19 protein-coding genes are annotated in these 21,837 nt (G+C 71.1%); 4 read left to right on the top strand and 15 right to left on the bottom strand.

The features are described from left to right. Positions 1–299: 299 nt before the first annotated feature. The 11 genes from I8N67_RS08255 to I8N67_RS08205 form a co-directional block, all read right to left on the bottom strand. Positions 300–1,553 carry an amidohydrolase gene (locus I8N67_RS08255; protein ID WP_200301989.1) on the bottom strand — a complete coding sequence of 418 codons (1,254 nt, stop codon included), beginning with the start codon at positions 1,551–1,553 and terminating at the stop codon, positions 300–302. A gap of 698 nt (positions 1,554–2,251) precedes the next feature. Then, positions 2,252–2,956 carry a contact-dependent growth inhibition system immunity protein gene (locus I8N67_RS08250; protein ID WP_200301937.1) on the bottom strand — a complete coding sequence of 235 codons (705 nt, stop codon included), beginning with the start codon at positions 2,954–2,956 and terminating at the stop codon, positions 2,252–2,254. Between the two features lie 11 nt (positions 2,957–2,967). After that, positions 2,968–3,267 carry an RNase A-like domain-containing protein gene (locus I8N67_RS08245; RefSeq protein WP_200301936.1) on the bottom strand — a complete coding sequence of 100 codons (300 nt, stop codon included), beginning with the start codon at positions 3,265–3,267 and terminating at the stop codon, positions 2,968–2,970. Between the two features lie 27 nt (positions 3,268–3,294). Further along, the gene (locus I8N67_RS08240; RefSeq protein WP_200301935.1) at positions 3,295–3,882 is read right to left on the bottom strand and encodes a hypothetical protein; all 588 of its coding nucleotides are present in this window, start codon (positions 3,880–3,882) and stop codon (positions 3,295–3,297) included. 7 nt (positions 3,883–3,889) lie between these two features. Beyond that, entirely contained in the window at positions 3,890–5,596 is a 1,707-nt protein-coding gene (locus tag I8N67_RS08235) for an RNase A-like domain-containing protein (protein ID WP_200301934.1), read from the bottom strand. A gap of 67 nt (positions 5,597–5,663) precedes the next feature. Continuing rightward, positions 5,664–5,975, bottom strand: a complete 312-nt coding sequence (locus I8N67_RS08230) for a WXG100 family type VII secretion target (RefSeq protein WP_200301933.1) — start codon at positions 5,973–5,975, stop codon at positions 5,664–5,666. Positions 5,976–5,999: 24 nt separating this feature from the next. After that, the gene (locus I8N67_RS08225; RefSeq protein ID WP_200301932.1) at positions 6,000–6,428 is read right to left on the bottom strand and encodes a WXG100 family type VII secretion target; all 429 of its coding nucleotides are present in this window, start codon (positions 6,426–6,428) and stop codon (positions 6,000–6,002) included. A gap of 205 nt (positions 6,429–6,633) precedes the next feature. Next, the gene (locus tag I8N67_RS08220) at positions 6,634–7,716 is read right to left on the bottom strand and encodes a hypothetical protein (protein WP_200301931.1); all 1,083 of its coding nucleotides are present in this window, start codon (positions 7,714–7,716) and stop codon (positions 6,634–6,636) included. Positions 7,717–7,762: 46 nt separating this feature from the next. Next, entirely contained in the window at positions 7,763–8,701 is a 939-nt protein-coding gene (locus tag I8N67_RS08215; RefSeq protein ID WP_200301930.1) for an N-acetylneuraminate synthase family protein, read from the bottom strand. 13 nt (positions 8,702–8,714) lie between these two features. Continuing rightward, positions 8,715–10,319, bottom strand: coding sequence for an N-acylneuraminate cytidylyltransferase (locus tag I8N67_RS08210; RefSeq protein ID WP_200301929.1), 1,605 nt, complete (start codon positions 10,317–10,319; stop codon positions 8,715–8,717). Positions 10,320–10,354: 35 nt separating this feature from the next. Further along, on the bottom strand, positions 10,355–11,668 hold the full coding sequence (locus I8N67_RS08205; protein ID WP_200301928.1) for a DUF6716 putative glycosyltransferase: 1,314 nt from the start codon (positions 11,666–11,668) through the stop codon (positions 10,355–10,357). Positions 11,669–11,867: 199 nt separating this feature from the next. Between I8N67_RS08205 and I8N67_RS08200 the strand changes: the two genes are divergently transcribed. The 3 genes from I8N67_RS08200 (at position 11,868) to I8N67_RS08190 (ending at position 15,478) form a co-directional block, all read left to right on the top strand. Continuing rightward, positions 11,868–12,845 carry a glycosyltransferase family 2 protein gene (locus I8N67_RS08200; protein WP_200301927.1) on the top strand — a complete coding sequence of 326 codons (978 nt, stop codon included), beginning with the start codon at positions 11,868–11,870 and terminating at the stop codon, positions 12,843–12,845. Then, on the top strand, positions 12,842–14,176 hold the full coding sequence (locus tag I8N67_RS08195; RefSeq protein ID WP_200301926.1) for an alpha-2,8-polysialyltransferase family protein: 1,335 nt from the start codon (positions 12,842–12,844) through the stop codon (positions 14,174–14,176). The genes I8N67_RS08200 and I8N67_RS08195 overlap by 4 nt, the downstream gene beginning before the upstream one ends. Before the next feature lie 309 nt (positions 14,177–14,485). Beyond that, the gene (locus I8N67_RS08190) at positions 14,486–15,478 is read left to right on the top strand and encodes a class I SAM-dependent methyltransferase (RefSeq protein WP_200301925.1); all 993 of its coding nucleotides are present in this window, start codon (positions 14,486–14,488) and stop codon (positions 15,476–15,478) included. Here I8N67_RS08190 and I8N67_RS08185 read toward each other — a convergent pair. Continuing rightward, on the bottom strand, positions 15,454–17,034 hold the full coding sequence (locus I8N67_RS08185; protein WP_200301924.1) for an acyl-CoA mutase large subunit family protein: 1,581 nt from the start codon (positions 17,032–17,034) through the stop codon (positions 15,454–15,456). The genes I8N67_RS08190 and I8N67_RS08185 overlap by 25 nt on opposite strands. Positions 17,035–17,208: 174 nt before the next feature. On the opposite strand from I8N67_RS08185, the gene I8N67_RS08180 reads away from it, so the two are divergent. After that, positions 17,209–18,120, top strand: a complete 912-nt coding sequence (locus tag I8N67_RS08180; protein ID WP_200301923.1) for a L,D-transpeptidase family protein — start codon at positions 17,209–17,211, stop codon at positions 18,118–18,120. 345 nt (positions 18,121–18,465) lie between these two features. Here I8N67_RS08180 and I8N67_RS08175 read toward each other — a convergent pair whose 3' ends face one another. From I8N67_RS08175 to I8N67_RS08165, 3 genes are all read right to left on the bottom strand, one after another. Beyond that, complete coding sequence (locus I8N67_RS08175) at positions 18,466–19,758, bottom strand: hypothetical protein (protein ID WP_234045294.1); 1,293 nt, start codon at positions 19,756–19,758, stop codon at positions 18,466–18,468. Then, the gene (locus I8N67_RS08170) at positions 19,758–20,444 is read right to left on the bottom strand and encodes an RNA polymerase sigma factor (RefSeq protein ID WP_200301921.1); all 687 of its coding nucleotides are present in this window, start codon (positions 20,442–20,444) and stop codon (positions 19,758–19,760) included. The genes I8N67_RS08175 and I8N67_RS08170 overlap by 1 nt, the downstream gene beginning before the upstream one ends. Positions 20,445–20,829: 385 nt before the next feature. Beyond that, positions 20,830–21,825: a hypothetical protein gene (locus I8N67_RS08165; protein WP_200301920.1), complete on the bottom strand. Its 996-nt coding sequence runs from the start codon at positions 21,823–21,825 to the stop codon at positions 20,830–20,832. Between the last annotated feature and the right edge of the window lie 12 nt (positions 21,826–21,837).

The following is a 21,837-nucleotide window of genomic DNA, read 5'->3' as shown; positions in this document are numbered from 1 at the left end:
ATCTTCTCCAAAGCCCCGCATCCGGGTGCTCAGTTCGGCGCACATTAACGCGCGTAGACACTCCTGGGAACGGGGTTTCGACTGGCCGTTATCCATTCGTGCCGATGGCCGGTTACGTCCTCGTGAACCATGGGACCGAAAGGGGCGCTTGGGGCATAAGCCCGCTCGCGCCTCTGGCGTTCCGTGTACGTGGGGTGACTTCAGCGTGTCGGTGCGCGCACCGTACGGGGTCGTACGGACACGCGCACCAGGCTGCCGCGAGGGTGGGCGGGGCGCAACCGGAACGGATCTCGAACGGGTTACAGGCCCGCCGGGTGGAGGGCGCGCATGCGGGCGTCCAGGAGGGCGGCCGCCGTGAAGAGTTCGACGCCTACGGTGATGGCGTGTTCGTCGGCGTCGAAGTCGCCCTGGTGGAGGTCACGGACGGTGAGGTCGCCCGGGCGGCGGACGCCGAGGCGGGCCATGGCGCCCGGGACGTGCTCCAGATACCAGGAGAAGTCCTCGCCGCCCAGGCTCTGCTCGGTGTCCTCGACGGAGTGGGCGCCGCGGCGGGCGGTCATGGCGTCCTGGAGCAGTTCGGTGACGACGGGGTCGTTGACGACCGGGGGGACGCCCCGGATGTAGTTGATCTCGGGCTTGGCGCGGTGCATGACCGCGACCTCCTGGACCGCCTCATGGATCAGGTCGGGGGCCTGCCGCCAGGCGTTGATGTCCAGGCAGCGCACGGTGCCGGAGAGCTCGGCGTGCTGCGGGATGACGTTCGGGGCGTGGCCCGACTCGACGCGGCCCCAGGTCACCACGAGCCCGGCGCGGGCGTCGAAGCGGCGGGCGACCAGCGCGGGCACGTCGGTGACGACGCGGGCGGCGGCGGTGACGAGGTCGGTGGTGAGGTGGGGGCGGGCGGTGTGGCCGCCGGGCCCGTCCAGCGAGATCTCCAGCCGGTCGCAGGCCGAGGTGATGGGTCCGTGGCGCAGTCCGATGAGGCCCGCGTCGACCCTCGGGTCGCAGTGCACGGCGATGATCCGCCCGACGCCGTTGAGCGCGCCGGTCTTGATCACGTCGGCGGCACCGCCGGGCAGCACCTCCTCGGCGGGCTGGAAGATCAGCCGTACGGGGCGGGGCAGCCGGCCCTCGCGGTGCAGCTCGGCGAGGACGAGGCCGGCGCCCAGGACGACGGTGGTGTGCACGTCGTGGCCGCAGGCGTGGGCGCGGTCCGGGACGGTGGAGCGGTAGTCGCAGTCCACCTTGGTGTCCGGGATGGGCAGCGCGTCGATGTCGGCGCGCAGGGCGAGGGCGGACTGGTCGGGGCCGTCCCAGTCGCCGATGTCACAGATGAGCCCGGTTCCGGTGTCGAGCACGCGCGGATGAAGGCCCGCCTTCTCCAGGCGTGCCTTGATCGCGGCGGTCGTGCGGAACTCCTGGTTGCCAAGCTCCGGGTGCATGTGCAAGTCACGGCGGAACGCGACGAGTTCGGCACGCAGGGCTTCCGGCAACGCGCCGGGGAGCAGGTTTTCGGCTTCCCCGGGCAGATCGGCCTCGGACTCTCGGGACATCAGTTGGTTCACCCTCTGAAGGGTAGGGCGATCGGGCGACCGACTAACCCACGATCAACAAAAAATCAGCCCCTGAGGGGAAGTTTTCGGTCGCTCAACGCATACGTATCGGCAGTGATGGGTATGCCCATCCGCCTTTCGGGCGGGTGGACCTCGGGGCTCCCAGGGAACGCCGGGGTTGCCCGCGAATCCCATCGTCTAAACGTCCGGGGGTGCCCGGACGATTCCCACCTCCACGGATACCACGTCCGCGCCACTTCGCCGTTCCGGAACCATCACCAGCGCGCGACTGTTCCGCTACGTGGTGTACCGGGGCAGCCGTGGCGGACAACCTGGAGTCGCGCGAGCGGCACCGCCGACAACGCCGCCGACGGTGGGCGGCGAACGGGGGAACGGGACCTGCGAGCGTGCGGGCCGCGGCGAGGAACAGGCCCCATGGAGGCCGGCCCAGTACGGCTTCCTCGGCACGACGACCCTGGTCCTGACCTGCCCCGTCTTCATGATTCTGGTGAGGTGGAGGGCCGACGGGGCCGGTCCGGCTGGTGCGGTCGGGCAGCGGCCGGGCCGCCGAGGAGAAGGGAGCTTCGTCCGGGCCGGTGGGGTTCACCTGGCGGGAGGACGAGGCGCAGGACGTGAGTGACGCCGGTCACGGCCGAGGCCTGTGACCAACGTCTCGGGCGTGGGGCCGAGCCACGGGGTCATTCTCCGGCGCCGTCCTCCGGGCTCGGAGGCCCGTACTCCGCGCGTGGACTCGCGAGGCGGTCGGCGACGTGGGCGAGCCAGCCTCTGGGTCCGTACGGGGCCGGGGGGTCGACCTCCATGCCGAGTTCGGCGACGGCGAGGGAGTAGTCGCCTTCGTCCAGGTCGAGAGTGAGCAGCTCATGGAGCTCGCCGACGAGGCGGGCCACGAGTGTGCGGTCGGTCGTGCTCCCGTAGTCGCGTACGGCGGCGTCGTGGTCGCCGAATTCGTCGGGCATGTCCTGCGAGAACCAGCCGCCCAGGAACTGGCCGAGCTCGGGGAAGCGGGCGTGCCACTCCCAGTGCGTCTCGGGCAGGGCGGCGGGAGGCGGGATCTCGCCCTCCTCGACGCTGTGCCTGATGTGGTCGGCGAGCAGCATCAGCCACTGCTGGATCTCGGCCTCGGGCAGGCCGATGTCCGGCACCGGGTAGTACTCGCCGAGGCCGAGCCGGAGCCGGCCGGGGGGATTGCGCGCGTAGGTGCGCAGCTGCTGCTCAGCGACCGGCAGAGCCCACGGGCGGCTGTGCCAGGTGTGGCGCAGATACGCCGTGAGGGCCTGGCCGGGCCGTTCGGGGGTGTCGTCGGCCGGCCGGCCGACGTATGCGCTGATCACCTGGTCGAGTTCGCCGTATCGGCGGTCGAACTCCAGGGGCTTCATGGACATGACCTGCGCCTCTACACGTAGATCGGGAAGGTGGTGTGCACGACGAACCCGATCGGACTCGCCGGCTCACGCCGGAGCACGACCCGGGCGGCCCGCACGTCCACGGGTCCGCGTCCCGCGAGGGCCATGGCCTGGAGCAGCACGCGGCCCACCGGCTCGGTACGCGAGGGCCAGGCGGCCTCGATGGTGAGGCGGGGGCGGGTGCCCTGGGCGAGCCAGCGGTGGATGGCCTGCTCGTTGCGGGTGACGACCTCCTGGGTGGCCCAATGGGCGGTTTCCCGGTCCGGATATGTGGCGGATCTGGTGAGCACTGGGTCTTCCCGGTTCGGCGGGGCGGATCAGACGGACAGGAAGTTCCAGAACACGGCTACTTCGTCGTCGTTCACGGCGATGAGTCCGGCGTCCCAGCCGTAGTGGCTGAAGGAGTCGTGCCCCCGGGAGGACTGTTTGTAGAAATCGGGACGGTCGCCCTTCCAGCCGAGGTTGGTGAAGAAGCGGGTGCCGTCAGGGAAGCGCGAAAGGATCACATCGGCCCGGCGTTCCATCTCCGGCCTGCGGTCCTCCCAGCCCAATGAACGGGAGAGGTCCACGCTACTTGTTCCGGCTCCGAGCAGAACGACCAGCGATCGCACCGAGGACCGGGGGAGTTCCTCCACCCGCTCCCCGTAGCGTTCCGCGTCCGCGGGGGTGGAGGGTGTCTCCAGCCATGGGAACAGCGGATCCTCCCGGCGCTCGTCCTCTCCCTCGTAGGGGTCGATGGACTCCCAGCCTCGTGGGTCCCGGGTCTCAAGACGCATGATCGACCCCACGTCGAACCACCATTCGTCGTGCTCACGCGGAGCGACAGCGACGAACGTACAGAGCCACTCGTACAGCTTGAGCGCGTCCGACCATGTCGCCGCGTCGAGCCGGCCCTCTTCCATCATTCGCTCCTTATTCGGGTGCCGAGGTGTAGACGACGAACGGCGGGTTCAGGTTCGGGTCGTACTTGAGACGGGTGGTCACGCCGAGAGAGTCCGCGGCGGGCACCACTTTGCCGTCCACCACCTGCACGGTTCGTCCGGTCACCGCGGAACCGGTGAGCGGGCCCTCGTGGGGGACTGAGGGGACGCCGATGACCAAGTCCTTCGGTGGCGGTGGGTTCTTGAGCCAGTCCTGGATCTCCGGGGTGTTCTCGCGGACGTTGTACTGAGTGTATTTCTGGGCCGAATCCAGATCGGTGAAGGACGAGGAGGTGAGGATGTTGTACTTTCCGTTCGCACGCTGCTCGTCCTCGATGCGCTGCACAAGCTGGGCGTCCGTCTTGCCCACATGCTTGTCGAGGGTGTGCCCGCCCCCCAGCCCCTCGTTCGTCGCCAGATCCAGCGAGTACAGGTACGGGAAAGGGCTCTCCCCGCCGCGCTGCCAGCTGTGCTCCTTCTTGAACTCGTTGAGCGAGCGCGCGCCGAAGCCCTGGGCCCGGGCGGCCTCCGCGTGGTAGGTCGGGGCGCTGAGAATGGCCAGCTCCAGCTCCGGGAGGAGGGCGCGGAGTTCGCCGGCCGCCTCGTCGAACGCACGGTGGTAGTTCTCGACCACCGCGTCCACGCCTTCCTTGTCCATGTGGGACCGGAAGGTGAGCACGACCTGAACGACGATTCCGCCGACCGCCAGCTTGGTCAGTTCCCTCCAATCGAGCCCTGTCGTCAGATCCCTGACCGTGGCCTTGGTGGCGTTGATGCCGGCCTGTTCGGTGAACTCGGTGGTCTTCTCCCCCACGTCGGACAGACGATCAAGGATGGCGGCGACGGCGTCCGCGGTCTTCTTCAGCACGTCGATGACGGGCCGCCGACCGGACGGCGGGAGGTCCTTGGTGGTCCGCCATTCGCGGCCGCCGGACTGGGCCCGCGCACCGTCCGCCCCGCGCTGGCGGCCCCACGCCGTGGTGCCCCAGATGGTCTGCCCGAAGGCCCGCATGGCGGCCTGCCACTCGCCCTTGTCCTTCGGGTTGGTGATCGTGGCGATGGCGTCGTTGAACTCGTCCGAGGACTTCACGGCGTCGGAGCCGATCTTCCGCCATGCCTTGGCCATGTCCCGGGTCTCGTCCTCCTTGATGCCCGGGGTGATCTCGTGGACCTTGCCCAGGCGCAGGCCGTCCTCGATGGCCGGCCGGATGACGTCCGCGAGGAAGTCGGGGGCCTCGCCGAGCGCGCCGGAGATCCACCACGAGTCGACGTCCTCGCCGGTGCCCGACCATTTGATGGGGTTGACGGGGCCGTAGGGCGGTGCGCTGCTGATGACGACCGGCTCCGGGCGGAGCGTCGGCTGCGCGCCCTTACGGCCGTCGGCCTCCCAGTCGGCCAGGACGTAGTGGTTGGCGGTGACCGTGAGTCCGACGGAGGCGCCGCCGATGCTGACCACGCCCCGGCCCCAGGCCTCCAGGAACTTCGCGGCCACCTTCTGATACTCGTCGGCGAACTCGTCGGCGGCCCAGCCGGTACCGGCGGACTGGTTGTACCTGTTCAGTACGCCGACCAGGGCGACGGCCCGCTCGTCGTGCTGGTACTGCCCGTCCCGGACCAGGTCCGAGGCGTGGTAGACGTGCACGGGCTGGATGTCGAAGCCGCCGTTCCCCGCGGGGGACGGCGGCGGCGGTCCTGCCATCAGGCGACCCCCCTGCCGAGCACGGCCCGGTGCACGGACACGCCACACCCTGGTGAAGCCGTCGCCATCACGCCGCGCCCCAGCCCCGCAGAACGGCCCGGTGTGCGGCCGTGTAGTTGATGTGCCCCGTGGTGACGATCTCGTGCAGCCATTTCTGGGCCGCTTGCAGGTCCTGGGCCGAGCGGTCCCACTCGTCCAGCTTGTCGACGAAGACCTCGCGGGTCTCGCCCTCCCAGGACGTCACGACCGGTACGGCGCGGTCGTAGAGGTCATCCAGCTTGTCGTTCAGCTTCTTGAGGATGTCCTCCAGATCGCCGGCGAGTTCGTGGAGGGTGGCGAAGGTGACGGCTATGTGGTCGTCGGAGTTCGCGGTCGACATGGTTCCCCTTGTGTGCGTCAGGGCTCAGAACGAGTCGAGGCTGCTGCGCGGTTGCGTCGGTGGGCCGGCCGCCGCGTCCGTGTTCGGCGTGGACAGCTTGCCGACCTCGGTGTCGACGTCCACTTGGATCCGCCGCATCTGGGCGAGCACGTCGAGTTCCCGCTCGTCGAAGCCGTCCCGGCTCAGCCGTACGGCCTGCTCCAGGTGCTTCATCACTTCACGGATGCGTACGGCGTCCTCGGCCGCCGCCCGGTGGAACTCGCGGTACGCCGTGGCCGCCGGCCCCCGCCACCCCGCCTCGACGCGGTCGACGATGCCGTCCATGCGCTTGATCTGCTTGTCCAGGTGGTCCCGCATGTCGTCGAGGTCATCGGCGAGCTTGGTCAGTTTGTCGCTGGAGACGAGGAGGTCCGGCTTGCCGCCTGGATCACTCGGTATGCCCGGCACTCCCATGACACGTCTCCCCCGTCACCGCCCATCGGCGTCGCATCAGCAACTCGGCCCCGTCAACTCCCGCTGATAGCACACATATCCTACGACTCGGGCCTGTGCGGGTGGTCGTGGGCTTCCCCTCGCGGCCCTCATAGCGGGCGCGGGGAAGGGCGTGGTGAGAACTTGAACCCGTTCCAGGCCGCCGTCCCCCTCGGTGGCGCGCGGCTCAGATCGGCGCCACCGACGACAGCCGGTGCACGTCCCGTGCCGTCCCCGTGACGCCGGAAAGGAAACCCTGGGCGCGAGGGGAGGCGTTCTGGGTGAGCCAGGAGGGGTCGATGTCGCAGACCGCGACCCGTACGTCCGTTCCCGCCAGGGCCAGCGGCAGGGTGTGGACGACCGTGGAGGGGAAGCTGAGGATCGTACGGCCGATGGGGCCGCGGCGGGCGATGAGTTCGAGCGGGAGGTCCGGGCGGACGATCTCCAGGCCCGTCTCCGCCGCCAGGGCGTGGAGTTTCTCGGCGCCCTCGCGGCGGTGGGCGAAGTAGCGGGTCGCGCCGTGGGTCCTGGCCAGGGAACGGACCGCCTCCAGGTAGCGGTCGCCGTCCACCACGCCGGTCTCGACCAGGGAGGTGCCCACCAGGTCCGCGCCCTTGGTGATGCGGGGCGGGCCGAAGCGGGAGCGGGTCCAGGCGAAGGAGTTGGCGGTGACGGTGACGCCGTCGGGGGTCTCGTCTATCGGCATCGAGGAGAAGACCTCGACGCGTCTGCCGGCGGTCGGGGTCAGCCGTTTGCGGGCCTTGGCCGAGACCGGGGCGAAGATCAGGTCGCGGGGGCCGGGGCGGCCGCCCTTGCGGTGCCAGCGGACGAGGCGTTCGCCGCGGGCGAGCTGGGAGACGAACTCCATGGTCGCGGTGCCGTCGTCGACGACGACCACCTCGGGTGCCCGGGTGATGGTCAGCAGGAGCTGGACGTAGCGGGAGAAGGGGTCGCCCAGGACGATGCGGCTCGCGGCGCGCAGCAGCGGGGCGAGCCCGCCGATGGTGCGGAACGGGGCGGACGTGCCGCCGCGTGCCTCCTCCCAGCGCACCTTGTGACCCTCGTCCCGGGCCAGCTCCGCCATACGGCGCAGCTGGCCCCGGGTCATGGGGTCGTTGGGCGACAGGACCACGAGGGTGAGCCCCGCGCCGGGGGCCTCCTCCGTGCCGACGGCGTGGGCGTGCGCCCACTCCAGCACGTTCAGGAGCTGTACCGGACTCTCGACGAAGGCGAGAGTGTGGAGGCCGGCGGTTCCGGCGCGGGGGCTCATCGACGTACGACCGTCGCTTCCCTGAGTGGGTGGGGGTGGTGGGTGGTCAGACCGCGACCGGCTCGCCCGCCGCCGCCGCGATCTCCGCCTCGGCGACGACGCCGGTGACGCGGCGCAGCTTCTTCATGGGGCCGATCTCGGACTCGTAGACCTTCTTGACGCCGTCGCCGAGGGAGGCCTCGATGGTGCGGATGTCGCGGACGAGGCGGACGAGGCCCTGGGGCTCGACGGAGGCGGCCTGGTCGGAGCCCCACATCGCGCGGTCGAGGGTGATGTGGCGCTCGACGAAGGCGGCGCCGAGGGCGACCGCGGCCAGCGTGGTCTGCAGGCCCGTCTCGTGGCCGGAGTAGCCGATCGGGACGTTGGGGTACTCGGCCTGGAGGGTGTTGATGACGCGGAGGTTCAGCTCCTCGGCCTTCGCCGGGTACGTCGACGTGGCGTGGCAGAGCAGGATGTTGTCGGAGCCGAGGACCTCGACCGCGTGGCGGATCTGCTTCGGGGTCGACATGCCGGTGGAGAGGATGACCGTGCGGTTGGTGCCGCGCAGGGCGCGCAGCAGCTCGTCGTCGGTGAGGGAGGCGGAGGCCACCTTGTGGGCGGGGATGTCGAACTTCTCCAGGAAGGCGACGGCCTCGGTGTCCCACGGGGAGGCGAACCAGTCGATGTCCTTGCTCTTGGCGTACTCGTCGATCTGGCGGTACTCGTCCTCACCGAACTCCACGCGGTGGCGGTAGTCGATGTAGGTCATGCGGCCCCAGGGGGTGTCCCGCTCGATGTCCCACTGGTCGCGGGGGGTGCAGATCTCGGGGGTGCGCTTCTGGAACTTGACGGCGTCGCAGCCGGCCTCGGCGGCGGCGTCGATCAGCTTGAAGGCGTTCTCCAGCTCACCGTTGTGGTTGATGCCGATCTCGCCGACGACGTAGACGGGGTGGCCCGGGCCGGCGGTCTTCGAACCGAAGGTGCGCAGACGGGAGTTGGTGCTCATGGTGGGACGTTCCTTAACTGTCGAGGGGGTCGAGAGAGTCGAGAGAGGGACCGAGGATCCAGCCGGCGATCTCTCTGATCGCGCCTTCACCACCGGGGACGGTGGTGACCGCGCGTGCGGCGCCGCGCACGACGTCGTGGGCGCTGCCGACCGCCACGGGCCAGCCCACGAGGGCGAAGCACGCGAGGTCGTTGACGTCGTTGCCGACGTAGAGCACGCGCTCCGGCGCGATGCCCTGCTCCTCGCACCACTGCTTCAGTGCGAGGTCCTTCCGGTCGATGCCGTGGAGCACCGGGATCTGCAGCTTCCGGGCCCGGGCGGCGACGACCGGGTTCTTCTCCGAGGACAGGATCAGCATCGTCAGGCCGCTCCTGCGGAGGGCGGCGATACCGAGGCCGTCCCCGCGGTGCACGGAGACGAACTCCCGTCCGTCGGCGTCGATCAGCACCCTGTCGTCGGTCTGGGTGCCGTCGAAGTCGAGGACGACCGCGTCGATGTCTTCTGCGGTCGGGAGGGCGCCGGGCCGGTTCGCGTCGAAGAACGGTGCGAGGGCCTGGGCGCGGGCGAGCTCGTGCGGGTCGTCGATCTCCAGGACCCGCGCGGGGTCGGTGCGGACGAGTTCCGTCCGGCCGAAGAAACGGTGCTGGTGCTTGCGCAGGCCGGCCGCGTCCATGGCGTAGGCGGCGCCGGTCTCCAGCAGGTCCTGCGGGCGGTCCTGGCGACGGGGGCGGAACGACTTGTCGTGGTTGACGCCGTAGCCTCCGGCGGTGGAGCCGGGGGCGGGGTGGTGGTCGTCGTCGCCGACCAGCGCGAGGGCCGGGCCCGAGCCGGGCGCGCCCGCCGGGCGCGAGACGTCGGCCCCTCCGGCCGTGGCCCGTGCGGCCGTGGCCCCTGCGGCCGTGGCCCCTGCGGCCGTGGCCCCTGCGGCCGTGGCCCCTGCGGACAGGGCGGCTCCGCCGAGTGCGCCGGTGCCGCTCGTCGTGGGTGCGGGGCCGCCGGGCGGCACCTCGCCGCGGGGCGCCTCCCACGCGCCGGCGGACTCGGCGGCCGTGCGGGTCCCGGCGGCTTCGCCGTGCGCCGCCGTGCCATGGGCCACCGGCGCGGCTACGCGGTTCGCCTCGTCGTCCCCGGTGAACTCGTCGGCCGTGTCCCGCCAGATGAAGCCGTGGAAGGGGGCGACGGTGAGGGCGGTGTCGGCGCCGTGTTCGGCGACGGCGCGGGCGACGCCGTCGATGTCCTCGCGGAGGATGAACGGGCTGGTGCACTGGACGAGAAGGACGACGTCGACCGGTGCGCCGTGCAGCGCCTCGTGGGCGTCCATGGCGTGCAGGACGGCGGCCTCGGAGGTCGCCGTGTCGCCGGCGATGGCGGCGGGGCGCAGGACGACCTCGGCTCCCGCCTCACGGCCGGCGGCCGCGATGGCGTGGTCGTCGGTGGAGACGACCACGTCGGTCACCAGCCCGGCGGCCAGGCACTCGCGGACCGCGCGGGCCACCAGCGGGACTCCGCCGACGGGGGCGAGGTTCTTGGCGGGGACGCCCTTGGAGCCGCCGCGGGCGGGGATCACGGCGAGGACGCGGCGCGGCGAAGTCGCTCGGTCCGCTTCCGAGTCGGTCATGGGCTGTACTCCTTGCGCAGTGGACGGTCGGCGGCTCACAGCTCCCCCATCCGGCGGATGACGGGCGCCACGCGCTGCACCCCGTGGCGGTAGGCACCGCGTGCCGCCCGGCGCACGATCTGCCGTACGGGCCCGGCCTGCCTGTCGGCGGCGGGCGCGCCGGGCAGCGCGGTGCCGTCGGGGCCGAGGTGGTGGCGGGCGAGGATGCCGGGCAGGTAGCCGGGCGCGGTGACGGGTGTGTAGTACGGGGTGAGGGGCGGGAGTTCGTCGGCGGCGAGCAGCTTGGCGATGCGCTCGCGGGCGGCTTCGAAGGCGGTGGCGTAACCGTCCGGGACGACGCCCTGCCGGGCCACCCACTCGGGGTCCGGCGCCGGCTCGTGCCCGGCGTCCAGCTGGTCCCAGGAGGCGAGGCAGCCGGAGCCCACGAAGTGGTGGTTGCCGAGCGTCTCGCGGATGCCGAGGTCGGTGAGGACGACGGTGGGGATACGGCGGTGCAGCGACTCCAGGGCGGCCGTGGAGCTGATGGTGACCAGCAGGTCGGTGGTGTCGAGGACCTCGCCCATGTTCCCGTACACCAGCCGGAAGTTGGCGGGCGCGCCGCCGGGGAGCCGCTCCACCAGCTTCTGGTACGGCAGTTCCTCGATGTGCGTGGTGTGCTCGCCCGGCTTGGAGCGCAGCTTCAGCAGCACCTGACGGTCCGGGTGCAGCTTCGCGTGCTGGACGAGCCGGTTCAGCAGGTACGTGCGGTCCTTGCGGTTGTCCGGGACGGACGGCTGTACGGCGAAGACGACCGTGTAGGGGTCCTCGGCGCCGGCGTACGGCTTTCCGCCCAGGAAGGGCAGCGCGACCTCGGTGACCGACGTGGCGTCGGCGCCCACCCCCTCGTACACGGCGCGGAAACGGTCCGCGTCCTGACGGGAGTTGGCGAGGACGAGGTCCGCGCCGTGCCGCAGCAGCAGACCGTCGGCGAGCTTCTCGTAGACGACACCGACATAGCCGGTGACGACGACGGGCCGCTTCCGGCGCCCGGCCCAGGCCCGGCGCAGGCCGTGCAGCATCGCCTGGACGCCCCCGCCGACGAGGGAGAGCACGATGACGTCGTACGTGTCCTCCTTCACGGCGCGCAGGAATTCGAGGCCGGTCACCTCGCGCAGGGAGGCGGGGCGGACGCCGACCTCGTCGAGTTGGCGGGCTGTGGGGGTGGCTCGGCCGCGCAGGAGGAAGCCGTCCAGGCGGATGTCCGAACCCTCGGGAGCGAGACGGTGCGCGGTGAGCGCGCCCCATTTCCACCTGGTGTCGGAATCCGCGAGTACGGCGACTCGCGGGCCGTTCGTAGCACTTGCTGGCACATCGAAGACGCTAGGAAGCGATTCCGTTCAACGGCCCAACCCGAATGCAACAAAGGGTTAACAGCACATCGCCGAATGGCGAATCGGGGCGCGGAACGCATAGAAAAGTGCCTGGTTCACGGTACCGCCACGCGTCGTTCACCTGACATCAAGCAGGCGGTCAAGACGAATGCCGGAGGGCCCCCCTAATGTCACGGGGGTGGTCAAGCTCTCCGTCATCGTGCCGTTCTACAACGTGCAGCAATACGCACCCGACACCCTGAAGAGCCTCAGAGCCAACGCTCGTGAGGACTTCGAATTCATTCTCGTCGACGACTGCTCGCGCGACGGGACACCGGACATCCTCGCGCGCGCGGAGCGCGAGCTGCCGGGTGCGGTGCATGTCCGACACGAGCAGAACGGAGGACTGGCGACCGCGCGCAACACCGGCATCGACAAGGCCCGTGGCGAGTACCTCACGTTCCTCGACGGGGACGACTGGCTCGCCCCCGGCTACTACTCTCAACTGGTCGGCGCCATAGAGGACTTGGGCTGCGACTTCGTGCGCACGGACCATGTCCAGTGCACCGCGCGGTCCCGTTCGGTCCACCGGGTGCCCAACGGGCGGCGGGGCGTGGTGACGAACCCGAGGGACGCGATCCTGCCCGCCGACCGGTCCACCTCCGTCGACTACGCGTACGCCTGGGCGGGCATCTACCACCGCCGGCTCGTCGACAAGGGCGTGCTGCACTTCACCCACGGGCTGCGCACGGCCGAGGACCGGCCGTGGATCTGGAAGCTGCACCGGGAGGCGGACTCCTTCGCCACGGTGGGGCTGCTGGGCGTCTTCTACCGGCGCGGGGTCGCCTCGTCCCTGACCCAGATCGGCGACGTGCGGCAACTCGATTTCATTCGCGCATTCGACCAGGTCATCGCCGAAACGGCGAGGGACGGGGATGCGGACAAACTGCTCCCCAAGGCCGTGCGCACCTATTGCGCGATTATCTCCCATCATTTGGGATCCATCGAAAGGTTCGAGCCGGCGGTGGCACGGAAACTCAAGTCGATGAGCTCGGTCGCGCTGCGGCGGATGCCGCAGGACGTGCTCGACGAGGCCCTCGACTCGATGGACGTCCAGCGCGCCACGCGGCTGCGCCGGCTGCGTCGTCGTCCCGCCGCCACGGGGGTCGCCGCGTGACCACGCAGATCTTCATGGCGTCCACGCTGTACGGCACGGCCACGCTGGCCGCCGCGCTGGACAGCGAGTGCTTCCGTCCCGCGTCCCGGCGCATCCTGCTGGTCTCCAACAACGCGGCGACGCCCGAGACGGCCCCCGGCGTGGACGAGATGCCGGGCTTCGAGCGGCTGCGCTCCCGCTTCGACGAGGTGATCTCCTGGAACGAGACCATCGCGCCCTTCCACCCGGGCGGCTGGTCCCCGCGCCTGGACGACGTACCCCTGTGGGAGCGGCATCTGCGGCTGCTGTGGGACCTGGGCGACGACGATGTCGAGCTGGCCGTGGAGTCCATCCAGGTCCATCCGGCGCTCGGCTTCACCCAGATCTTCACCGGCGCGCCCGTCACCGTGTACGCGGACGGCCTGATGAGTTACGGCCCCACCCGCAACAAGATCGACCCGCTGGTCGGCACCCGGATCGACCGCCTCCTCCACCTGGACCTGGTGCGGGGCCTGGAGCCGCTGCTGCTCACCGAGTTCGGGGTCGGCGCGGAGATCGTGCCGACGGACGCCTTCGTCAAGGTGCTCGCGGAGCTGGTCGACACCGGTGACACGCTGCCCGGGATCGAGGAGCCGGCGCTGCTGCTCGGCCAGTACCTCTCGGCGCTGGGCATCCTCACCGCCGAGGAGGAGGAAGACCTCCACGTACGGATGCTGAAGGGCGTGGTCGCGCTCGGGCACACCAAGGTCGTGTTCAAGCCCCACCCGAGCGCCCCGGCCCGCTGGTCGCGCGGTCTGGAGAAGGAGGCGGAGCGGCTCGGCGCCGATCTGACGGTGCTGGACACGCCGGTCCTCGCCGAGGTGCTCTACCAGCGGATGCGTCCGGCCCTCGTCGTCGGCTGTTTCTCCACGGCCCTGCTCACCGCCTCCGCGCTGTACGGGCTGCAGGTCGCCCGCGTCGGCACCGGCACCCTGCTGGACCGGCTCGCGCCGTACGAGAACAGCAACCGGGTGCCCGTCACGGTCGTGGACGCGCTGCTGCCGGATCTGGGCGACCGGGCGGCGGTCACCGCGGGGCGGCCGGGCACGGAGGTGCCGGACCTCAACGGCCTGGCCCGGGCGGTGGGGTTCGCGATGCAGCCGAAGATCTACCCGTCGCTGCGGGCGGAGACGGCGTCGTATCTGGCGAAGCATCTGAGCGCGCACACGCTGCGGTACTTCAAGCGCCGGCGCCTCACCTCGCTGGGTCTGCCCGGCGGTATCCCCGTGCAGCTCGCCTTCATCCCGCGCAACGCGACGGTACGAAGAGTCGCGCGGCGGGCCAGGTCCCTCAAGCGGGCCACTTTGGGGTGAGCCCGGGGTGACTTCTTCGACAAACACCGCTGACAGGCCCGAGTCCCGGCTGCGGGAGCGTCGTGGCTGGTCGCGCCCCGCGGCGGAGCCGCACATCGATGCGGCCCCGACTCTCGCGCTCACCGTGGCGGTGATGCTGATACTCGCCTGGCTGCTGCACCACGGAGTCGAACGTCCGTTGCAGCCGCGGTTGCGCAAAGCGCTCCGGGGGCGCCAAGGAACTTGAGGGACACGGCGGTTGAACGGGGAGTCAACTTGACCCGGCCCTGAAGGGCCGGGCTTGGAGGTAGTGCCCAGCTGGCTGCTGGGGTGGACTCCTCCGTCCAGACACCCCCTGAACAAGGCACGATCCGGCTTCCCCGTGAACTGGTCGACGTACCCGGCTGGTTCCCGGTACTGGACCAACTGCTCTTCGACTGGTGCCTGAACCGGCAGGAGGTCGCGGGCGCGAGGGGCGACCTTCTGGAGGTCGGTGTCTACATGGGCAAGAGCGCCATCTTCCTCGGCGGGCATCTCCAGGAGGGCGAGGCGTACACGGTCTGCGACCTCTTCGAGAGCGACGCCCCCGACGACGCCAACCAGGCGGAGGCCACCAAGTCGTATCGCAGCACGCTCACCCGGCAGGCCTTCGAGGCGAACTACCTCGCCTTCCACGACGCGCTTCCCCGCGTTCTGCAGGGCCCCAGCTCGATCGTCCCCGGCGAGGTGAAACCGCGCTCCTGCCGTTTCGTGCACATCGACGCCTCGCACCTGTACGAGCACGTCCACGGGGACATCACCGCCGCCCGGGACATACTCCTGCCGGGCGGCATCGTCGTCCTCGACGACTTCCGCTCCGAGCACACCCCCGGTGTCTCCATCGCCGCCTGGGAGGCCGTCCTCAACCGCGGCCTCAACCCCATCTGCATCACCACCCAGAAGCTCTACGGCACCTGGGACGACCCCGAGCCCATCCAGGACGCCCTCCTGGAGATGATCTCGGAACGCACCGACTGCCACCTCAGCGACCAGCAGGCGGCGGGCCACCGCATCATCCGCCTCAAGTCCAAGGCCATGAAGGCCCCGGCCTTCCCGAAGTCCCGCCACTGGACACCCCCGGAACCCGAGCCTGCCCCGACGCCGCCCCCGGCCCTCGTGGCCCCGAAGTCCCAGTCCCGCCCGGCTTCCCGTCCCCCACGCGGCAAGGCCCGCCGCCTGGCGGTGGATCTGCTGCCCCCGGTGGTGACGAGGGCGATCGTCAGGGCGAAGGCGAGCGGAAATCGACCGGCTCAGCCGGCTCAGAACGCGTCCGCCGGCACGTAGGTCCCCCAGACCCCCCTAAGGACGTCGCAGACCTCGCCCACGGTCGCCCGGGCTCGCAACGCCTCCTTCATCGGGTACAGGACGTTGTCCTCGCCCTGTGCCGCCTTCCCCAGGGCGGTCAGCGCGGCGTCCACCGCCCCCTGGTCCCGCTCCGCGCGCAGCTTGGCCAGCCGTGCCGCCTGTTGGGCCTCGATGGCCGGGTCCACCCGCAACGGCTCGTACGGCTCCTCCTCGTCCAGCTGGAAGCGGTTGACGCCGACGACGACCCGCTCGCCCGCGTCCGTCTCCTGGGCGATGCGGTAGGCGGACTGTTCGATCTCGCCCTTCTGGAAGCCGTGTTCGATGGCGGAGACGGCGCCACCCAGGTCCTCGACCTTCCGCATCAGCTCCACGGCCGCCGCCTCGACGTCGTCGGTCAGCTTCTCCACGGCGTACGACCCGGCGAAGGGGTCGACCGTCGCCGTCACGTCCGTCTCGTGGGCGAGGACCTGCTGGGTGCGCAGGGCGAGGCGGGCGCTCTTGTCGGTCGGGAGGGCGATCGCCTCGTCGAAGGAGTTGGTGTGCAGCGACTGCGTGCCGCCCAGCACCGCCGCCAGCGCCTGGACGGCGACCCGGACGAGGTTCACCTCCGGCTGCTGGGCCGTCAGCTGGACACCCGCCGTCTGGGTGTGGAAGCGCAGCATCAGCGACTTGGGGTTCCGGGCACCGAACTCGTCCCTCATCACCCGGGCCCAGATCCTGCGCGCCGCACGGAACTTGGCGACCTCCTCCAGGAGCGTCGTACGGGCCACGAAGAAGAAGGACAGGCGGGGGGCGAAGTCGTCGACGTCCATGCCCGCCGCGACCGCCGTACGGACGTACTCGATGCCGTCGGCGAGGGTGAACGCGATCTCCTGCGCGGGGGAGGCGCCCGCTTCGGCCATGTGGTAGCCGGAGATCGAGATGGTGTTCCACCTGGGGATCTCGGCCTTGCAGTAGCGGAAGATGTCGGCGATCAGCCGGAGGGACGGCTTGGGCGGGAAGATGTACGTGCCGCGCGCGATGTACTCCTTCAGCACGTCGTTCTGGATCGTGCCGGTCAGCTCGTCCGCGCCGACGCCCTGCTCCTCCGCCACCAGTTGGTACATCAGCAGCAAGAGGGCCGCCGGCGCGTTGATCGTCATCGACGTGGAGACCTTGTCCAGCGGGATGCCGTCGAACAGCACCCGCATGTCGTCGACGGAGTCGATCGCCACCCCCACCTTGCCGACCTCTCCGTGGGCGATCGGGGCGTCGGAGTCGTGCCCCATCTGGGTGGGCAGGTCGAAGGCGACCGACAGGCCCGTCGTGCCGTGGGCGATGAGCTGCTGGTAGCGCGCGTTGGACTCCACCGCCGTACCGAACCCGGCGTACTGGCGCATGGTCCACGGGCGGCCGGTGTACATCGACGGGTGGACACCGCGGGTGTACGGGTACGCGCCCGGCTCGCCGAGCCGCTCCGCCGGGTCCCAGCCCCGCAGCGCCTCCGGCCCGTACACCGGTTCGATGGGCAGTCCGGACTCCGACTCGCGCGTCATGGTGTGTGCCTCCCTCTTACGCGGTTGCCCGCCGGTCGCTTATTGGGACCTTGCTCACAACCATGCCCCTTTGTTCGCGACGGGTCACGCCCGGGAAACCTCTCTGGGAAGCTCTCCGGGAGAGCTGCCGGACACCGGCGCGGCGGACGCGGCGCTGAGACGACGGGGGTCGGAATGCGTACCAAGGACATGCGGAGATCGGTGGCGGCGCTCGCGGCACTCGTCGTGGCCGGCGCCTGCACGGTCGAGGGAGCCGACGTGCACGGCGGCCGGCGCCAGCCCGTGCGGATCGACGTGACGGCCATGCCGAGCGGCGAGCCGAAGCAGGACGACAAGGGCGTGGGCGAGGGTGGGAGTGGGGACGGGGGCGCGGAGTCCCCGACGACCGCGCCGCCCAGCGCCGCCCCGACGCCCACCCCCACTCCCACCCCACCCGCCGCTCCCGCTCCCCCTGCCGAGGTCCTCTGGTCCCAGGGGGACGAGGGGCTGGACGTACGCGAGTTGCAGGCGCGGCTCCGGCAGGTCGCCTGGCTCTTCGCCGGGCCGACGGGGACATACGACGAGCCGACGGTCCGGGCGGTCGAGGGATTCCAGGGCAAGCGGGGCCTGCCGCGGACCGGGAAGACGGACAGTGTCACCTGGGCGCGGCTGCTGAAGATGACGCGGGAACCGGGCAAGTGGGATCTGTACGCGTACGGCGGCCAGCCGGCCGCGTCCCCCGACCCGCGCTGCCTCACCGGCCGGGTGCTCTGCATCAGCAAGACGAGCCGCACCCTGCGCTGGATGGTGGACGGCAGGACGCTGACGACGGTCGAGGTGCGGTTCGGTTCGCAGTACACGCCGACACGCGAGGGCGTCTTCCAGGTCGACTTCAAGTCCCGCGACCACGTGTCGACGCTGTACGACACCCCCATGCCGTACGCGATGTTCTTCAGCGGCGGCCAGGCCGTCCACTACTCGTCCGACTTCGCGGCCCGCGGCTACTACGGTGCCTCGCACGGCTGCGTCAACGTCCGGGACGAGGCGGCGATCGCGAGCCTGTTCGATCAGGTCAGGAACGGCGACAAGGTCGTCGTGTACTGGTGACGAGGGGCCGGCCCAGAGGTCCAGGCAGTCAAGCGGAGTGACGTGCGTCACATGACGCATAGCGGGAGGGCGTCGGACGCGTCACGGGAAGTACGGGGTCACGGGGGACCACGGGGGATATGGGGCGCGGGCGGGACCGGGGGAACGTGTCCCGCCCGCGCCGAGGTGCACGAGCCGTAGGTACGGGGGGAACCCCGGCTCTGTGCGACGGCCGATGACCAGTCGGCTCACTCATTACTGCGCCGGGGCCGCCAAAAGTGTTACCCGTTCCGCGAAAGAATTCGGAGCGAATACGAAAGCGCAGGTCAGCGCGGGGCCGAGCGGGCTTCTGTGGGTGGGCGCGGGTCAGACGCCGACGCCGGAGAGGGCCGGCAGGGAGGCGGGAGAGTCTGCCGGGGCGTCGAGGCCGACCGGGGTCACCGTCGTGGTCCGGCCCCAGTGGTCATTGCCACCCTTGCCGGTGCCGGTGCCACTGCTGCCGCCGGAGCCGCCGATACTGACCTTGTTCTTGCCGTTCCCGTTCCACTTGCCGTTGCCGTTGCTCGTGCCGTTGCTCTTGCCGTTCCCGTTCCCGTTCCCGTTGCTCTTGCCGGCGCCGCTGCGGCCCTTGCCTCGGTCGGAGTCGTCGTCCTCGTCCGAGTCACCGCCGGAGCGGGTGTTCTTGCCCTCGCCGCCGCCGGAGGGACCCGTGGAGCCGCCGGAGTCCGACGTACCGGTCCCCGTGCCCGTGCCGGTGCCGGTCCCCGGGCGCTTCGCCGTGCCGGGGTTGTCGGCGCCGCCGGCCAGGACGCCCTCGCAGTACTGCTTCAGACGGCCGTTGCCCTTGCCGCCCGCCGCGTCTTCCAGGCCGCGTCGGCGGTCGGCGTCCAGGTCCTTGCCGTCGCGGATGTCACGGCAGGCGGAGTACACGCTGTTCCACCACTCCTGGGTGGCGCCCTCGTCCTGCTGCCCGGTGTCGCCGGGCTGCCCGTCCTCGTCGGTGCCGCCGTCGCCGGCCGGGGCGTCACCCTGCGGCGAGCCGTCGGGGGAGCCCTCAGGTCTGGTATCGCCGAGCGAACCACGGCTGCCGTCCCGCCCCTTGTCGCTCGGCGACGGCGACGGCGACAGCAACGGCCGGTCCGGCGTCTGGGCGGCGGAGACGGTGGGTTCCGGTTCGTCGTCGCGGAACGCGCTCAGCGCACCGGTGCCGGCCGTCACCACGACCCCGCCGAGCATCCCGGCGGCCAGCACGGCCACCAGCCCGAACCGTGTGGGCCGGCCCCAGCGGGCCCGGCGGCCGTCCACCACGGGGTGCACGGGCCGCCCGAGACGGACGAGCCCGGCGTCGACGACGGGCGCCGAGCGTTGCCTACCGCTGCTCCGGCCGGGCTCAGCGGCCTCGCCGTGGTTGCCCGAGTGGGCCGTACGGGCGGTGCGGGCCGTGCGGGCCGTGCGAAAAGCGGCCAACGCGGCTTCCTCGCCCGGAAGTTCGGCGCTCCGCCCGGACACCGGGGAGACGTCGGCGGCGAGGGCGCCGAGGGCCTCGGCGAGCCGGTGGGCACGGGCGCGGGTTTCGGCGTCGACGGCTTCGAGCGGCTCACCACTCAGCAGCCGCTCCGCGGCGTCGCGGTTCAGCCACCTGTACTGCTCGTCGGCCATCACACATCCTTCTGCGTCCGCGAACGTGTATGCGTCACACCCGCGGACGTAGCCGCGCGTCCACGCGGTGCTCTCGGTGGGGGTACGGCGCCCAGCGGGTCGCCGGATTCCGGATCGGTCTCCGAAGCCGTCTCCGGATTCTCCCCGATGAGTTCGGCGAGCCGCTTCAGCCCCCGGTGCGCGGCCGTTCGTACGGCTCCCGCGCGCTTGCCCAGCGTCTCCGCGGCGGTCTTCGCGTCGAGGCCGACCACGACGCGCAGGACCACCGCCTCCGCCTGGTCCTGCGGCAGCTGGGCGATGAGCGACAGGGTGCGGTCGGTCGAGAGGGCCTCCATGGCCTCGCCGGCCGTGTCGGACTCGGCGGCCTTGCCGGTCAGCTCGGTCTCGTCGCCGCCTATGGCGGGACGGCGCCCCCGCATGCGCATGTGGTCGAGCGCGCGGTTGCGGGCGATCCGGGCGGCCCAGCCGCGGAACCGGTCCGCGTCACCGCTGAACCGCTCCAGGTCACGGGCTATCTGCAGCCAGGACTCGGAGGTGACGTCCTCCGCGTCCGGGTCCCCGACCAGCGTCCGGACGTATCCGAGCAGCCGTGGGTGCACCGCGCGGTACACAGTCCGGAACGCGGTCTCGTCCCCGTCCTGTGCCGCAAGCACCGCGGCTGTCAGCTCCGCGTCGTCCCCCAGCACCCACACCTCTTCGCGCCTAAACCGGCGCCGCTCTCGCGGACCGGGACCTCGCCGCCGTGGTTCCTCGTTGATGGTTGCGGTCTCGGGACCGCTGGTGGTTGCGGTGGTCTTCCGCCAACCGCGATCGGCGCGAAAGGCACGTTACGGCCTGAAACCGCTGACCGTCCATGTCCGTAGAGCATGCAACTGACTCGTGATGCGGAGAGTGCCGCGGAGAGGTGTGACAGAAAACGCGGGCGCGACGCTGTAGGGAGTACGGGCCGCCGCGCGGCCCGTGCCGTGCGACGGTCGGGGTCACTCCTGTGGGGGGTGGCGGCCCCGGCCGTTGCCATCGGCGGAGTCGGCCGGGTGTCGCGAGTACGGGGGTCTCGCGAGCACGCCGGCCCTAATTCTTTCCCGCGGGGCCGTCGGTGCCTGCGGAGCGACTCCGGCCGCCGGACGCGTTCGACGGACTCGATGGGGTCGCCTGGGGCGCCGCGCTCGTCGGAGGACTTGGCTGGTTCGACGACCTTGGCTCGTTCGACGCGGTCGGTTTGCCCGACGTGTCCGGGTCACCGGGTCCGCCTGATCCGTCTGCTCCGCCTGATCCCTTCGGCCCGTCCGAAGCGGCCTTGTTCTGATCCCCGACGCCGGTCCCGCCAGTCCCGCCGGTCCCGCCGGTCCCGTCGAGCCGCTGGGCGCAGTACGCCTGGACGTCCTCGTCCGCCGTGCCGCCCGCCGCCTCGGTGAGCCGCCGCCAGGCGGCGGCGTCCATGGCCTTGCCGCCGCCATCGGCCTTCTTCCCGTACCTCCCGTACTTCTCGTACTTCTCGTACTTCTCGTACTTCACGTACTTCTCGTATGCGCGACAGTGCGCCTCGGTGTCCTGGGCCCCGGTGGGCCGGCCGTCGTCACCCGCCGAGGGGTTGACACCGGAAACGTCCGAGGCGTCCGGGATGCCCGAGGAGCCGGGCCGGGCGGGGGCGCCGTCGGTCGTGCGGGTACGCCCGTCACGGCCGCCGTGGCCGCTGTCGTGCGCCCCGGCGCCGTTGCCGTCGCGGGCGGCCGGGCCGACCGCCGCGAAGGCGACTCCGCCGAGGGTCAGGCCGGCCAGCAGGGCGGCCAGGGTCGTGCGTACCGAGAGCTGCACCCGGCGGCGGGCGTTCGGCCGCCAGTCGTCCCGGCGCCGGGTCCGCGCGGTACGCGCCCCGTTCTCCCGGGCCGACCGGAAGGCGGCCACCGCCCGTATCTCACCCGCGCTGTCGGCCTCGGCACCACCGCGCACGGCGGCGGCGAGGAGGGTGTCGACGGAGGCGGAGGCGACGGTGGGGCCGCCGGCGGTGGCGTCGTTCATGGCCCGGCGGCGATCGCCCCGGCCTCCGCTGTCGCGCCCTTCACCCATGTCCGACTCCGG

Origin of the sequence: Streptomyces adelaidensis (genome assembly GCF_016598475.1) — a bacterium.
Classification (GTDB): Bacteria; Actinomycetota; Actinomycetes; order Streptomycetales; family Streptomycetaceae; genus Streptomyces; species Streptomyces adelaidensis.
This window is presented reverse-complemented; position numbering and strand designations above follow the sequence as displayed.